Annotated in this window: 17 protein-coding genes and 1 tRNA gene; 7 read left to right on the top strand and 11 right to left on the bottom strand. The window is 72.4% G+C overall.

The features are described 5' to 3' along the window. Position 1: 1 nt before the first annotated feature. From RQG84_RS00320 to RQG84_RS00305, 4 genes are all read right to left on the bottom strand, one after another. Positions 2-1,198 (bottom strand): P-loop NTPase, encoded by a 1,197-nt coding sequence (locus RQG84_RS00320; protein WP_311208345.1) that lies wholly within the window; start codon positions 1,196-1,198, stop codon positions 2-4. Beyond that, positions 1,195-1,908, bottom strand: a complete 714-nt coding sequence (locus RQG84_RS00315; RefSeq protein WP_311208344.1) for an RcpC/CpaB family pilus assembly protein — start codon at positions 1,906-1,908, stop codon at positions 1,195-1,197. Before RQG84_RS00315 ends, RQG84_RS00320 begins: the two co-directional genes overlap by 4 nt. Positions 1,909-2,139: 231 nt before the next feature. Further along, entirely contained in the window at positions 2,140-2,343 is a 204-nt protein-coding gene (locus tag RQG84_RS00310; RefSeq protein WP_311208343.1) for a Flp family type IVb pilin, read from the bottom strand. A 391-nt stretch (positions 2,344-2,734) separates the two neighbouring features. Then, on the bottom strand, positions 2,735-3,259 hold the full coding sequence (locus RQG84_RS00305; protein WP_311208342.1) for a hypothetical protein: 525 nt from the start codon (positions 3,257-3,259) through the stop codon (positions 2,735-2,737). Positions 3,260-3,355: 96 nt separating this feature from the next. On the opposite strand from RQG84_RS00305, the gene RQG84_RS00300 reads away from it, so the two are divergent. Continuing rightward, entirely contained in the window at positions 3,356-3,949 is a 594-nt protein-coding gene (locus RQG84_RS00300; RefSeq protein WP_311208341.1) for a sigma-70 family RNA polymerase sigma factor, read from the top strand. Then, positions 3,946-4,959, top strand: a complete 1,014-nt coding sequence (locus RQG84_RS00295) for a DUF4349 domain-containing protein (protein ID WP_311208340.1) — start codon at positions 3,946-3,948, stop codon at positions 4,957-4,959. Before RQG84_RS00300 ends, RQG84_RS00295 begins: the two co-directional genes overlap by 4 nt. 6 nt (positions 4,960-4,965) lie before the next feature. On the opposite strand, the gene RQG84_RS00290 is transcribed toward RQG84_RS00295, so the two are convergent. Further along, positions 4,966-5,535, bottom strand: coding sequence for a dihydrofolate reductase family protein (locus RQG84_RS00290; RefSeq protein WP_311208339.1), 570 nt, complete (start codon positions 5,533-5,535; stop codon positions 4,966-4,968). Between the two features lie 65 nt (positions 5,536-5,600). Between RQG84_RS00290 and RQG84_RS00285 the strand changes: the two genes are divergently transcribed. Next, positions 5,601-6,200: a TetR family transcriptional regulator gene (locus tag RQG84_RS00285; RefSeq protein ID WP_311208338.1), complete on the top strand. Its 600-nt coding sequence runs from the start codon at positions 5,601-5,603 to the stop codon at positions 6,198-6,200. 57 nt (positions 6,201-6,257) lie between these two features. Next, entirely contained in the window at positions 6,258-6,599 is a 342-nt protein-coding gene (locus tag RQG84_RS00280) for a hypothetical protein (RefSeq protein WP_311208337.1), read from the top strand. A 2-nt stretch (positions 6,600-6,601) separates the two neighbouring features. Here RQG84_RS00280 and RQG84_RS00275 read toward each other — a convergent pair whose 3' ends face one another. Further along, complete coding sequence (locus tag RQG84_RS00275) at positions 6,602-8,107, bottom strand: FAD-dependent oxidoreductase (protein WP_311208336.1); 1,506 nt, start codon at positions 8,105-8,107, stop codon at positions 6,602-6,604. A gap of 90 nt (positions 8,108-8,197) precedes the next feature. Between RQG84_RS00275 and RQG84_RS00270 the strand changes: the two genes are divergently transcribed. From RQG84_RS00270 to RQG84_RS00260, 3 genes are all read left to right on the top strand, one after another. Further along, the gene (locus RQG84_RS00270) at positions 8,198-8,800 is read left to right on the top strand and encodes an isochorismatase family cysteine hydrolase (RefSeq protein ID WP_311208335.1); all 603 of its coding nucleotides are present in this window, start codon (positions 8,198-8,200) and stop codon (positions 8,798-8,800) included. A gap of 73 nt (positions 8,801-8,873) precedes the next feature. Continuing rightward, the gene (gene ligD, locus RQG84_RS00265; protein ID WP_311208334.1) at positions 8,874-9,815 is read left to right on the top strand and encodes a non-homologous end-joining DNA ligase; all 942 of its coding nucleotides are present in this window, start codon (positions 8,874-8,876) and stop codon (positions 9,813-9,815) included. A gap of 152 nt (positions 9,816-9,967) precedes the next feature. Next, complete coding sequence (locus RQG84_RS00260; RefSeq protein ID WP_311208333.1) at positions 9,968-11,068, top strand: glutamate--cysteine ligase; 1,101 nt, start codon at positions 9,968-9,970, stop codon at positions 11,066-11,068. A 186-nt stretch (positions 11,069-11,254) separates the two neighbouring features. Here RQG84_RS00260 and RQG84_RS00255 read toward each other — a convergent pair. The 5 genes from RQG84_RS00255 to moaC form a co-directional block, all read right to left on the bottom strand. After that, a tRNA-Ala gene (locus RQG84_RS00255) sits at positions 11,255-11,327 on the bottom strand. Positions 11,328-11,389: 62 nt separating this feature from the next. After that, a complete protein-coding gene (locus RQG84_RS00250; protein WP_311208332.1) occupies positions 11,390-12,316 on the bottom strand; it encodes a hypothetical protein in 927 nt (308 codons plus the stop codon). 79 nt (positions 12,317-12,395) lie between these two features. Then, positions 12,396-13,007, bottom strand: coding sequence for a GNAT family protein (locus RQG84_RS00245; RefSeq protein WP_311208331.1), 612 nt, complete (start codon positions 13,005-13,007; stop codon positions 12,396-12,398). A gap of 10 nt (positions 13,008-13,017) precedes the next feature. Next, complete coding sequence (locus RQG84_RS00240; RefSeq protein ID WP_311208330.1) at positions 13,018-13,548, bottom strand: MogA/MoaB family molybdenum cofactor biosynthesis protein; 531 nt, start codon at positions 13,546-13,548, stop codon at positions 13,018-13,020. Further along, the gene (gene moaC / locus RQG84_RS00235; protein ID WP_396135206.1) at positions 13,545-13,973 is read right to left on the bottom strand and encodes a cyclic pyranopterin monophosphate synthase MoaC; all 429 of its coding nucleotides are present in this window, start codon (positions 13,971-13,973) and stop codon (positions 13,545-13,547) included. The genes RQG84_RS00240 and moaC overlap by 4 nt, the downstream gene beginning before the upstream one ends. Positions 13,974-14,038: the final 65 nt, after the last annotated feature.

Below are 14,038 nucleotides of genomic sequence, written 5' to 3'. Positions count from 1 at the left end.
GTCACGCCACCTCCAGCCGCTTGTGGCCCTGCTTGCCCTCGGTGGCGCGCGCACGGTCGTAGATCTTCTTCGACAGCGACTTGACCGCCTTGGCGAACGGGTTCGACTTGCTGGTGACGACGAGCGGCACGCCCTTGTTCGACGCGACCGGCACCTCCTTGGCGCGCGGCAGCACCAGGTCCACCGGCACACCGAGCAGCGCCTCCACGTCCTTGACCTTCAGGCCCGACTGCTTGTCGGCGAAGTTGAGCACGACGTGGCGCGACGGCGGCATCAGCGACAGCTCGCCCAACAGCTCGATCTCCTTGCGGACACTGCGCAGGCAGGCGATGTCCATCGTCGAGACGAGGATCGCGTCGTCGCTCGCCTCGAGGGCTCCGAGGGTCGCCTCCTCGAGTCCGGCGGCCGTGTCCAGGACCACGTAGCGGAACTGCTCCTGCAGCTGTCGCACGAGCGCGCTCACCTGCTCCGCCGTGACGTGGTCGTTCGCGGCCGGGCTCTCGGCGCCGCAGAGGACGAAGAAGCCGGCGTCGTGCACCGTCAGGTACGTCTTGAGCAGCAGGTTGTCGTGCGCGCCGGGACCGAAGGCGTCCTCGAGCGTGTGCGACGGGCGCAGGTCCAGCACTGTCGAGACGTCGCCGAACTGCAGGTCCAGGTCGACCAGCACGACCTCCATCGGCGACTGCTGCGCGAGCGACACCGCAAGGTTCGTCGAGATGCTGGTCTTCCCCACGCCGCCCTTCGGCGACAGCACCGTCATGGTGCGGGACCGGAAGTCGACGGGCATGGTCTTGGGGGCCAGCTTGAGCGGGTCGCCCGACGCGGTAGGCGCGCGGGCGTCCAGCCGTGCCCGCAGTCCGGCCAGCAGGCTCGGGTCGTCGATGCTCGGAGCCACGTCGCGGATGCCTGACCGCATCGCCTCGAGCATGATCTCCTTCTCGGTCGCCGCGACCAGCACCAGGTCGACGTCGGGCCGGACGGCCGCGACCTCGCGCGCCAGGGCCATCGACGCGGCGAGCGGCACCGCGGACGTGAGGATCATGGCGTCGGGGATGACGGTGGGGTCGAGGCCGCGCAGGAAGCTGGTGGAGTCCCCCTGCAACGCGTCGGCACCGAGCGTCACGCACTGGTGGCCGATGGTGGCCTCCACCCGGGCGGCGAGCTCGTCGTCGCCGCCGACGATCAGGACGAGGCTCATCGGTCCAGCACCTCGTCGGACGTGATGACGCCACCGCCACCGTTGTCGGTGTCCTCGTTCTGCTTGGTGATCCAGACCTTGCCGAACTCCATGGCGTTGACGATCTTCGTGACGTCGGCGGTCTTGACCGCGACCGTCACGGTGGCGCCGGCCGTGCTCTGGCCGTCGCCGACCCCGGCGTCGACCTTGAGCACCGGCACGCCGTCGACGGCCATGGCGCTGCTCCCGCTGTAGCTGGCGACCACGCCGACCGTGTCGCCGGGCGCCAGGGCCCCGCCGACGATCCGCTGGCCCTCGAGCAGGATCGACAGCTCCTGCATGCCCTTGGGCACGGCGGCGTCACCCTTGACGTCGTCGGCCTGGGCGAACTTGGCGGCGGTCAGCTGGTCGCCGGGCACGAGCACGCCGCGCGTGACCAGACCCTCGAGCTCGGACAGGTCGGTGACGGCACCGGGCACGACGGCTGCCTTGGGCAGCTCGACGGCCTCGACGGCAGCGCTCAGCTCGGAGGCGGGCGTCTTGGACGCCACCTCCTGGGTGACCCGCAGCACCGTGGTGCGCTCGGTCCCCTCGAAGGCCCGGTCGTCGGCACCCTTCGCGTAGGCGAAGAGGGCGGCGAACCCGAGCACGGCCAGCAGCACGGCTGCACCGATGGCCAGAAGTTGCTTGTTCACGAAGATCTCCCTGTTCTCGTGAAGCGCACGGTCCATGACCCCGGACCGTGAGGGGTGGTGGGGACGCCAGACAGGACGCCCCGAGATGCCTGTGCACCCCGTCGCGGGACGGTCCCTCACCCTGTTGCTTGCTGTGCCGCCCTCCGGGCTCCCTCTCCGGTGGGTGGCGTGAGTCGATGCCGAGGCCTCAATTCCTCAGGACCGCTCGTGATGATCGAGCAGGCGGTGTCGCAAGCCCGAGCTCGCGACACCGCCGCAGGTTCTCGATCAGCCGTTGGGGTTGTTGTCGATGGCCGACTCGATACCGCCGAAGGCGTCACGGACGTCGCCACCGAGGAACCCGACCACGAGGATCAGGACGGCGGCGATGAGTGCCACGAGCAGGCCGTACTCGACGGCGGTGGCGCCCTTCTCGTCGCGGCGGTCCTTGAGGCCGGCGACGAAGGCGAGGACGGTGCTGAATGCGTACATGGTGTTCTCCCTCAGAATGGTGAGCCGCCGGTGACCGGCCGCTCCGCCACCCCTGTTGGTGGCGCTCCCTGAGAAGAAGGTAGGGCCTAAAGTCCCGAGCCGTCCTGGAAGTTACGGGCCATCTTTTCCTGGTCCCAACGAACTATGGTCTGACCGGACTCTTCGTGGATGCACTGTTCCCGACGAGGCGCCTCAGCCGGCGGCTGGGCGACTGAGCGGCGCACGATGTGCACTGCGCTTCCAGGCCTGATCGTTGGACAGAGGGCGACTCGAGATGCACTGTTTCGGCGGCATGATGGTCAGCGGACCGACCGTCCGTCGGGTCGTGGCCACCACGTCGGCGTCGAAGGACTAGTCCTTCCGGTCCCGGCAACCGGGTCCCGACCGACCGTCACACCGACGCGTCCGGGACCTTCGTCAGTGCAACGAGGACCAGCTGGGTCTTCGACAGACACGTCTGGAGGACCACGTCGGCCTCCGGTCGAAGGTCCTTGACGTATACGTTGCGGCGCTGGTGACGGTCGACGACCGAGACCTCGTAGAGCCCGGCGTCGACGCCCGGCCCGCCGAGCTCGACGGTGTCGCCCGGACCCAGTGCGGGGATCCACGCCGCACCTCCGCAGTAGTCGTGCTCGGAGACGAGGAGCGGACGCCCTTCTTCCTGCACGTCGATCGCCACCGGTCCCCGGCAGGCGTCGAGCGGTCCCGCGAAGGACGAGAGCGTGGCCGCCGCGAACATCGTGCGGCTCACGTCGGGCTTCGGTGGCTCCGGCACCGGCTCCGGTACGGCTTCCAGCAGAGGGAGTCGCGCCGCAGCGAACTGCTCGCCCCCGCCTGGGGCGGGCGGCGACCCGGTGCAGCCGGACAGCAGCACGGCGCCCACGAGCGCGACGGCGGCGGCCCGGGCGGGATGCATGGACCGATCCTAGTTCGGGCACGCGCGGTGCCGCCGGTGAGACGATGTGACGTCCACCGACACGTACCTGGTGTGACCACCCGTCAGGAGGCCCCTGTGAGCAGGCCCCCCGTGAACAGCGCCTCCGCACCCGACGTCGGCGCCGACCCCGACACGGACGTCGGCCTGCTCCAGCGAGCGAGCACCGGTGACCGCGACGCGTTCGGCACGCTCTACGACCGGCACGTCCGGGCCGTCTACTGGCAGGCCTTCCGCGTCGTGCGCGACGCCGACGCGGCCGAGGACGTCACGCAGGAGACCTTCGTGGTCGCGTGGCGTCGCTCGCGCACGATCCGACTAGTCGACGAGTCCGTGCTGCCCTGGTTGCTCGTGACCGCTCGCCAGGTGGCCCTGAACGCGGCCCGCAAGGCGGCGCGACGCCGCACCGTGGAGCTCGACGAGGACCTCCCCGCCCGGCACGACGTCGAGTCGACGGTGGAGGCCGAGCTGGCTCGGGTCGAGATCGACGCCGCGGTCGCGGCCCTCGGCGAGCTGGCCCAGCGGCTCTACGCCCTGTGCATCGACGGTGACCACAGCTACGAGCAGGCGGCCCGTGAGCTCGGCGTGACCCACGCCGTGGTCCGCAACCGTCTGCACCGACTGCGCGGCCGGCTCCGCGCCGACCTGCGCGCGATGAGGGAGACGTCATGACCGGACGTGGGGACGAGGAGCTGGACGGCCTCGGCGACGAGCGGATCGGCCGGATGCGCCAGGGTGTGATGCACCAGGTGGACGCCGACGTGACGCGTCGCGGCCGTCGCGCCCGGCGCGTGGTGGGGGGCGCGGCCGCCGCGTGCGTGGTCGTCGTCATCGGCGGCCTCGGGACGTCGCTGCTGGTCGCCCCCGACGGTGGTGACGCGACGAGTGCCGACAGCAGCGCCGACGTGGCCGCTGCACCTCAGCAGCCCGAGGACGCCGCGGGAGGCCTCCGCGCCGAGGTGGAGACCGACGAAGCCACTGCACAGGAGCTGCCCGACGTCGAGCAGTCCGAGCGCCAGGTCGTCACGACCGGCTCCGCCACCGTTCGTGTCTCGGCGCCGGCGGAGGTGGCGGACGCCCTGGCTGCCTGGGTCGATCGAGCCGGAGGACGCATCGACCAGCGGGCCGAGTACACGAGCGACGAGTCCGACACGCGCGGGCGGGTGACGTCGGCGTCCCTCGTCGTGCGGGTCCCGGCCGACGCCGTCGACCGCACGGTGGCGCAGCTGCGCACCTACGGCACCGTCACGGGGCTCGACGTCGCGCGTGAGGACGTGACCGACCGGGTGGCCGATCTCGACGCCCGCATCCGCAGCCTCACCACGTCGGTCGATCGTCTGCTCGAGATCCTCACCGACGCCGACGACGCAGAGGCACTGCTGGCCGTCGAGCGGGCGCTGTCGGAGCGCCAGGCGGACCTGGAGTCGCTCCAGGCCCAGCGGCGCGCGGTGCGCGACCAGGTGGACCTCTCGACGCTGTCGGTCGAGCTCGTCACCCGCGACGGCGCCGAGTCGGTCGACCCCGGCGGCTTCGTCGGCGGCCTGCAGTCGGGCTGGAACGCGTTGGTCGCCGTCGTCAACGCGAGCGTCGAGGCGCTCGGGGCCGTGCTCCCCTGGCTCGGCGTCGCGCTGCTGGGGTGGCTGCTCTGGCGCCTGGTCGGCTGGCTGCGCCGCAGGCGTTGACCGCTGTCAGGCCCGTTCGAACCAGGTGACGAGAGCCCCGTTGTCAAACGCGACCGAGTCCGTGGGGCGGAACGCCGTCGGCCGGAAGGGGCCGTCGACCACGGGCCGCCCGGACCCGGCCACGACCGGGTACCGCTTGAGCACGATCTCGTCGATCTCCGGCAGCAGGCTCCCGGCGAGCCGCCCGCCCCCGCACAGCCAGATGTCCTGCCCGTCCTGCGACTTCAGCTCCCGGACCCGCTCGACGACGTCGCCGCGGACGACCTCGAGGGCGGGATCGGGCGCGTCGAGCGTGGAGGAGACCACGACCTCGCGCAGGTGCGGGTAGGGCCGGGTGATGCCCACGTCCATGGCCGGCCGATAGGTCCCGAGTCCCATCAGCAGCGTGTCGAAGTGCTGGTTCGGCGCGTCGGCGAGCCCCAGCGACTCGCGGAACGCGTGCGGCAGGGTCTCGGGGTACTGCTCGCAGATCCAGGTGAGCATCTTCTCCGAGAGGGCGAAGAAGTCGACCTCGTGCTCCGGTCCGGCGATGTAGCCGTCGAGCGACGTGCCGACGTAGTAGACGAGCTTCCGCATGGGGTCCCCCTGAGTACTCTGTTCGTAGTGGTTCGACTGTAGCACTACGGATGGAGTGGTCTCACGTGGCACGATCCAACCCGGCTCGACGGGCTGCGCTCCTCGACGCCGCGATCGAGACACTCGCTGCCGAGGGAGCACGTGGCCTGACGTTCCGAGCGGTCGACGCCGGCGCCGACGCCCCGGCCGGGACGGCGTCGAACTACTTCCGCAACCGCGACGACCTGCTCACCCAGGCCGGGGAGCGCGTCTACGAGCGGCTCCTCGACGGCGCGAGCCAGGTGGTGGTGCCCGCCGATGCTCCCCGCGACCGCGACCTGCTGGTCCGGCTCATGGTCGACACCGTGCGCCGGATCGTGGACTACCGCACCGGCTTCCTAGCCCTGCTCGAGCTTCGGCTCGAGGCCACCCGGCGCGAAGGCGTCCGAGACGTGCTGACCGATCGCGTACGGGCCGACCTGCTGAGCAACATCAGCACCCACGAGCAGTGGCACATGCCGGGCGACGCCGTCACCGTGCGTCTGCTCTACCAAGCCCTCAACTGGCTGGTGGTCGATGCGCTCACCCTCCCCGGCCTCGTCGACGACGCCGAGCTCGACGCCTACGTGGCCGAGACCGTCGAACGACTCGTGCCGTCCGACCGGCCCGGTCCCCTACCCGCCTGACGCGTGGCCGGGACCGCTGCGGGTACCTCTCGTACGAACCGCGACGAGGAGGCGACCGTGAGCGACGACAGTGTGAGCGACGACGGGCGAGAGCAGGACGACTGGAGCGGCAGCATGAAGCGGCCTTGGTACAACCCGCCTGCGCGGCGTGGGGGCAGCGGGACCGGTGAGGGCTGGTGGCGGTGGACGATCGCGGCGATCACGCTCGTGGTGGTCGCCGTGGTGGTCGTCCTCGTGCTGGTGGACCGGGACGTGCTCCCCCGACCCTGGGCCTACGCCGTGCTGCCCGTCGCGATCTTCGCCGCGGGTCTCTCGAGGGTGGTGACGATCCTCAAGGCCAGGACGGCGGACCGGCGGGACCTCCAGGAGCGGGACAGCCCGCCCGACGACACCCGCTGAGCTCAGGTCGTCGACTCGTCGGCGTCCGGACGGACCGGGGCGAGACCTCGCGTGGCGGGTCCCTCGATGAGTCGACCGTCGGCCTCGAAGCGTGACCCGTGGAGCGGGCAGTCCCACGACCCCTCGACGTCGTTCCAGCGGACGATGCCGCCGAGGTGCGGGCACACGGCGGAGACCGACCGGGTGCAGCCGTCCACGACGGACGTGGCGACGGGCGGTCGACCTCGCGCGACCAGACCCTGCGTCTCCCCGGGTGTGACCGGAGCGCGCCCGAGGGCGCCCAGCCAGCCGGACGTCATGTGGGCACCGACCTCGGAGTTCCATCCGAGGACCGCTGCTGCCGCGCGGACACCCAGGAGCCGGCGCGGAGGCACCACCGGAACCTCGTCCCCCTCTGCGACCGCTCGGGCGAGACGACGTGCCGCGCCCACCCCCGCCACCAGGCCCCATCCGCCGAACCCGGTGATCACGTGGACCCGCGACGACCCGCGCGTCCGTCCGACGATCGGCACCTCGTCGGGTGTCTGGTAGTCCTGCGCCGACCACGCCGCGACCTCCGGTCCGACGTCCAGGTGCTCCCCGGCCCAGCCCCGCAGTGCCTCCACGTGCCGTCCGGCCGGCATGGAGCGACCTACCGCGTGCCCGTGCCCACCGACCAGGACGAGCGGGCGTCCGTCGGCGTCCGTCGCACCGCGTACCGTCCACGACGGCGAGCCGACGGAGACCGCCATCGGCTCGAGCTCGTGGTCGCTCTCGAACGCGACGATGTAGGAGCGGTGCGGCTTCGTCGTGGCGAACGCCGCGCTCCGGTCGAGCACGGGCAGACCGGTCGCGACGACCACCTGCTCGGCGACGAGCTCGGTGCCGTCGTCCAGGGTCACGACGGGCCGCTCCCCGCCTCCGACCGACCTGGCACGTCGGCCGACCTGCACGTCGACCCCGGCGTCGACGGCTTCCTGGGCCAGCGCGGCGGTGTAGGCCAGGGGGTCGACCTGCAGCTGGTCCTCGAGCACCACGGCGCCGTACCCCGGAAGACCGCCCGGGACGGCGCGTTGCCAGCGCGTGGCCAGCCCGGCGCGTCGCGCAGCCGCGTCCTCGGCACGCGTGGCCTTGATCTCGCGCTCGTGCGCGGCCCAGCTCACGGCAGGCCTCCGCTGGAACGGCACGTCCCAGCGCTCCAGCACCTGCCCGATCCACGCGAGAGCCTCCTGGCAGGTCTGCACGTACGCGGCGGCCGCGCTGGTGCCGTGGTGACGCTCGATCGTCGACAACCGCGTGCCCTGGAGCAGGCTCAGCTTGCCGGTGGAGCGTCCCGACGTCCCGCCGCCGATGACGGGACGAGCCTCGACGACCACGACCCGCCGTCCGCGGTGGGCCAGCTCGGTGGCCACGGACAGGCCCACGGCCCCTCCTCCCAGCACCACGTCGTCGTACACCGACCCCGGGGCGGGTCGGGACTGCGGGACGTGGCCGGGGCGCTCGATCTCCCAGAGGCTTCGGGCGGTCATGCGTGCTCCTTCGTCGACGGACACCGTCGAACGACGAGTACCCGGACCGCGCTCGGGCATGCGTCACGCTGCTCGGGGTACGAGGGTGACGTGGACGAGACGACGGCAGCCTCATTGGACGCCTCCGCGAACGACGCCCCTGGGCGGCGCAGCGCGCTGGTACTCATCGACCTGCAGGAGGACTTCCTCGACGCCCCGGGCATGTGCGAGCGAAGGCCCGCGCTCTTGCGGGCGGTGCGGCACTGGGTGGACCTGGCCGAGGCTGCAGGCGCCCTGGTCATCGAGGTGCGGACCGAGCTGCCCGAGGACCCCGAGGCGTGGGCCCTCAACATGCGCGAGGACGGGCAGCCGGTCGCGCTGGCGGGGACACCGGGCGCGTCCCGGGTGTCCGAGCTCGCGGACCTGGAGATGACCACCGTCCTCAAGCGACGGGACGACGCCTTCCTCGGCACCGGGCTGGCCGCGCTGCTGCGAGGACACGGCATCGACCACCTCGTGGTCGCCGGCGTCTCGACCCAGGCCTGCGTGGCCATGACGGCTGCCAGCGCGTACGCCCACGACCTGTCCGTCGTCCTGGCGGGCGAGGCGGTCGCCTCCGACGACGCCCATGCGCACACCGAGGCGATCCGCTGGCTGGCGGACGAGTACCGGCAGCCCGTCGCGGATCCCTCCGACGGCTGGCCACACCGGTGAGCGCGGGCCGGCGCCGGCGTCGGCGCACCCGCCTCGCCTGGCACCCCGCTCCTGCCGATGACAGTCTGGGGTCGTGGCGGACGCGGTCGAGATCGAGGTCGACGACCGGCTCGTGCGCGTCTCCAACCCTGACCGCGTCTACTTCCCCGAACGAGGATGGACCAAGCTCGACCTCGTCGAGTACTACATCGCCGTCGGCGACGGCATCGTCAACGCGCTGTCCGAGCGACCGTGCATGCTGCACCGCTTCCCCAAGGGCCTCGCGGGCGACAAGGTGCACCAGAAGCGCGTGCCGAGGGGTGCTCCGCCGTGGCTGGAGACGGTGCGTCTGACCTTCCCGCGCTACGACCGGACCGCGGACGAGCTGTGCGTCACCGAGCTCGCGGCGGTGGTGTGGGCCGTGCAGATGTCCACCGTGGAGTTCCACCCCTGGAACAGCCGCCGCGCCGACCCCGAGAAGCCCGACGAGTGGCGGATCGACCTGGACCCCGGCCCCGCGTGCGACTTCGCCACGGTGCAGCGTGTCGCGGCCGTGGCGCGCGAGGTCCTCGACGAGCTGGGCGCCGTCGGCTTCCCCAAGACGTCGGGAGGGTCCGGTCTGCACGTGTACGTCCGCATCCCGCCCGAGCACGGCTTCACCGACGTCCGGCGCGCGGCCCTGGCCTTCGCACGGGAGGTGGAGCGGCGCACGGACGAGGCCACCACGACCTGGTGGCGCAAGGACCGCGACCCGTCGCAGGTGTTCATCGACTACAACCAGAACGCCCGCGACCACACCATCGCCGCGGCGTACTCGGTGCGCGGCGTACCTGACGGGCGGGTCTCGACCCCGATCACCTGGGACGAGGTGCCGGACGTCGATCCGCGCGACTTCACCCTCGAGACCGTGCCGCCCCGCTTCGCCCGGCTCGGCGACCTGCACGCCGGGATCGACGATGCCGTCTTCGACCTCACCCCGCTGCTGGAGTGGGCGGACCGCGAGGGTGTCGAGGTCGACGGCGACCCCGACGCCTGACCCGCACGGACGGCACGCACACACGGGACGATCGTGCGTCCGGCGCTTCACCCCCGCCGGCGCGGGTACCCCGCCTGGGCACGGGTCCGGCATCGTGGACGGGCCAGCACCCACGCCGACCGGTCCCGACGACCTGACGAGGAGCAGCACGGATGACGATCCGCAGCATCGGCGTGGAGGAGGAGATGTACCTCGTCGACCCGCTCACCGCCCGGCCGGTACCCCGGTCCGACGGCGTGCAGGAGGTCGACGACGACCGGGGCGACGACGCCCCGCAGGACGTGACGCAGGAGCTGTTCCTGGAGCAGGTCGAGACGACGACCGAGCCCGCCCAGAACCTCGCGACCCTGCGCGCCCACGTCGTCGAGGCCAGGCTGCGCGCTGCGGCGGACGCGCAGGCCGTGGGTGCCGTGCTGCTTCCCTCCCCCACCCCCGTGGTGGGCCGCCCGCAGCAGGTGACGCCCCACGAGCGCTACCGGTGGATGGCCGACCGGCACCGTGACCTGTTCCCGGCGGTCGCGGTCTGCGGGATGCACGTGCACGTCGACGTCGAGGACGACGAGGAGGCGGTCCGGGTGATCGACCGCCTCGGGCCGTGGCTGCCCGTCGTGACCGCGTTGTCGGCCGGTTCCCCCTTCAGCGAAGGCACCGACACCAGCTTCGCGTCGTGGCGCGCCCGACAGTGGGACCGCTGGCCCACCGCCGGGCCCACGGAACCGTTCGGCGACCTGGCGGCCTACCGCCGTGAGGTGGAAGCCGCGGTGGCGTCGGGCGTGGCGGTCGACGACGGCATGGTCTACCTCGACGCCCGGGTCGGGCGGGCGACCCCGACCGTGGAGGTCCGGGTGATGGACGTGCAGCTCGACGTGGACGACGCCGTGGCCCTCGCTGGTCTGGTCCGTGCCCTCGTGACGACCGTCGCGGACCACCCGGACCCGCCAGGCTGGTCCGTCGCCCGCCTGCGGACCGCGCGCTGGCTCGCGCACCGCGACGGGGTGACCGGTCGGCTCCTCCACCCTGTCGACGGGACAACCGTCCCCGCTGCCGAGGCGGTGGAGGCCCTGCTGGATGCCGTCGACGACGCGCTCGGGGCGGCGGGCGACCGCACCCTGGTCCGGTCACACATCGACGCGCTCCTGGCGGACGGCGGGGCGGCAGGCCGCGCACGACGGGTCGCGGCCGGGGATCCTCAGCGGTGGGCCGACCACGTCGTCGCACGGACGCAGCAGTCACTGGCGGACGCGGGCGCGTGAACGCAGCAGGGTCCCCGTCACGAGGACTGGGAGCCTTGTCTCATCCGAGTGGAGCATAGGAGACTCCCTCCCTCGCTGGCGCTCGGTCGTCCCCGAATCCCTAGCCTCGATTCGTAGGACAGAAGGCCCCCGACTCACGCGCAGAAGGCCCCCATCACGAGTGATGGGGGCCTTCTGTCCTACGAGTGGAGCATAGGAGATTCGAACTCCTGACCTCTTCGATGCGAACGAAGCGCGCTACCAACTGCGCCAATGCCCCAGGACGATCCAGGTTAGCACCAGGGCCGGGCGCTTCCGCACCGACCCGGCGAGCACCGGGACCTACTGGCCGGACGCCCGCCGCGGCTGCTCGGCGACCGTCTTGCCGGCCGTCCGGCCACCCGGCAGCTCGACGTCCTCGCCCTCGACGTGGCCCGACGTCCAGGTGCCCGGAGCGTCGAAGTCGATCGTGCGGACCGTGCGTCCGACCCGCGGCTTGGTCACGTAGGTGGGCAGCGTGACCGGGAGCGGGTCCCACAGCGGCGTGCCCGACGTGGACACCGACGGCACCGCGATCTGCAGCTTCTCCTCCAGCGCGTCGGCCGGGAGCTCCGTGCGCTGCATGACGTGCTTGCGGTCGGGCTCGACGTCCTCGAACTGGCCGGAGACCACGATCGTGTGCTCGTCGTCGACGGTGCGCTCGGGGGTGGCGCGACGCGACGAGCGCGTGGCGACGTCGGACGCCGCCGACTGGGCTGCACGCTTGAGGGAGGGCAGCCGCGAGGCGAGGGAGGCGCGCTCACGGCGGGGGCTGCTGATGCCACGCTCGGCGCGCACCTGCACGCGGCAGGCCACGAGCCAGGCGACGACCAGCAGGGCGGGCAGACCCACCCAGACCGGGGAGACGACCGAGAAGGCGGCCAGGCCGCCGACGAGGACCAGCGACGTGAGGAGGGTCAGCAGCGTGCGACGGCGGCGACGGGCGGCCACGATCGCGGCCCGACGCGTCGGCGCCGAGGATGCAGGCTGCGGGGCGGCGGGCCGGTCCGACTCGGCCGGGACGACGGGTTCGTCGACGATCTCGTCCACGGAATCGACCTCCTCGGGCTGTGCGGCCTCGCGCCGCCTGGAGACGACCCGACTCAGGGGGCTCAGTGACTCGAGGGACTCCGAGGAGCTGGCCTCGTCGTACCGACGCAGGACGAGCGGCACGAAGTACGCCGCCCACACAGCGACGACGAACGCGACGATCAGTCCATTGGCACCCACGCCGCAACGGTAGGGCGGACGCCGAACGAATCGGCGCAGGTCACACCGTGTGTCGCGCGAAGATTGTGACGGGTGTGACTCAGGTGACCGGCTCGCGGGCGTCGTCCGTGCCCGTCACGCGGGCCAGGAGGCGCCCCGGGCGGTCGTCGGCCAGCGCCTGGAAGATCCGGTGGTCACGCCACGCGCCGTCGATGTGCAGGTACTCCCGGGCGAGCCCCACCTCGTCGAGCCCGAGCTTCTCCACGACCCGCAGGCTCGCGGTGTTCTCGGGTCGCACCGAGATCTCGACGCGATGCAGACCCACGGTGTCGAGCAGGTGGTCGGCCACGAGCGCCACCGCCACCGGCGTGATGCCGTGGCCCGCGTGCCGCCGCGAGATCCAGTAGCCGATGCTGCCCCAGCGCGCCGACGCCCACGCGATGCCGTTGACGGTCACCTGGCCGACCATCTCGCCCTTCCAGGTCACGGCGAACGGCATGGCCTTGCCCTGACGGGCCCGACGGCGCTGAGCGCCGATCATGGCCCGGTAGGACATCGGCGCCGAGCCTCCGCCGGGCGGGAGGGTGGCCTCCCACGGCGCCAGCCACGCCACGTCGGCGCGCCTCAGCCGTGCCCACGCGCCCGCGTCGGACCGCTTGAGCGGCCGGACGCCCACGTCGCCGTGCGACAGCTCGACCGGCCACCCCTTCACGTCCGGACCCTCACGTGTGGGCCTGCGGGTGGTCGGGACCGCCGTGGTCGACGCCCGCGAGCTGGTCGACCGCGTGCCCGACCACGGGGGCCAGGACCTCGATCGCGTCCTTCACGCCTCCACGGGACCCGGGCAGGTTCACGACGAGCGTGTTGCCGGCCACGCCGGCGAGTCCGCGCGACAGCACGGCCGTGGGGACGCCCTTGGCGACGCCGGCCGCCCTCAGGGCTTCCGCGAGACCCGGGAGCTCGCGGTCGAGCAGGGGTCGGGTGACGTCGGGGGTCCGGTCGGTGGGGCTGATGCCGGTGCCCCCGGTGGTGAGGACCACTGCGGCGCCGGCCGCCAGCGCGACCGAGATCGCGTCGGCCACGGGCTCGCCGTCGGGTACCACGGCGGCGTCGTCGGTGTCGAAGCCCCAGGAGCGCAGCGCCTCCACGAGCATCGGACCCGTCTGGTCCTCGTAGACCCCGGCGGACGCGCGGTTGGAGGCGACGACGACCGCGGCACGGCGCCCCTCGACAGGCTCGGGGACCGAGGTCACGACGTGCTCCAGTCGCCGCTGCGACCGCCGGACTTGGCCACGACCTCGACGTCGGTGATGCGCGCGTGCTTGTCGACGGCCTTCACCATGTCGACGACCGTCAGGGCCGCGACCGTGACGGCGGTCAGCGCCTCCATCTCCACGCCCGTGCGGTCGGTCGTGCGCACGCTGGCGCTGATCTCGACGGCGTCGTCGGCCACGACGAGGGACACGTCGACGCCGCTGATGGCTAACGGGTGGCAGAGCGGCACGAGGTCGGGGGTCCGCTTGGCCGCCATGATGCCCGCGACCCGCGCGACGCCGAGCGCGTCACCCTTCGGCACGCCCTCCCCGCGCAGCAGCGCGACGACCTCGGAAGAGACCTCGACGCGACCCTCCGCGGTCGCGGTGCGCCGCGTGACGTCCTTGTCGCCGACGTCGACCATGCGCGCAGCGCCCGTCTCGTCCACGTGCGTGAGCTGCGCGCGTCCATCGTCCGCCCGCGGCCCGG

The organism is Aeromicrobium sp. WCS2018Hpa-31 (assembly GCF_031843905.1).
Classification (GTDB): Bacteria; Actinomycetota; Actinomycetes; order Propionibacteriales; family Nocardioidaceae; genus Aeromicrobium.
Note: the sequence above shows the minus strand (reverse complement) of the source record. Positions and strands in the feature narration are given on the sequence as shown.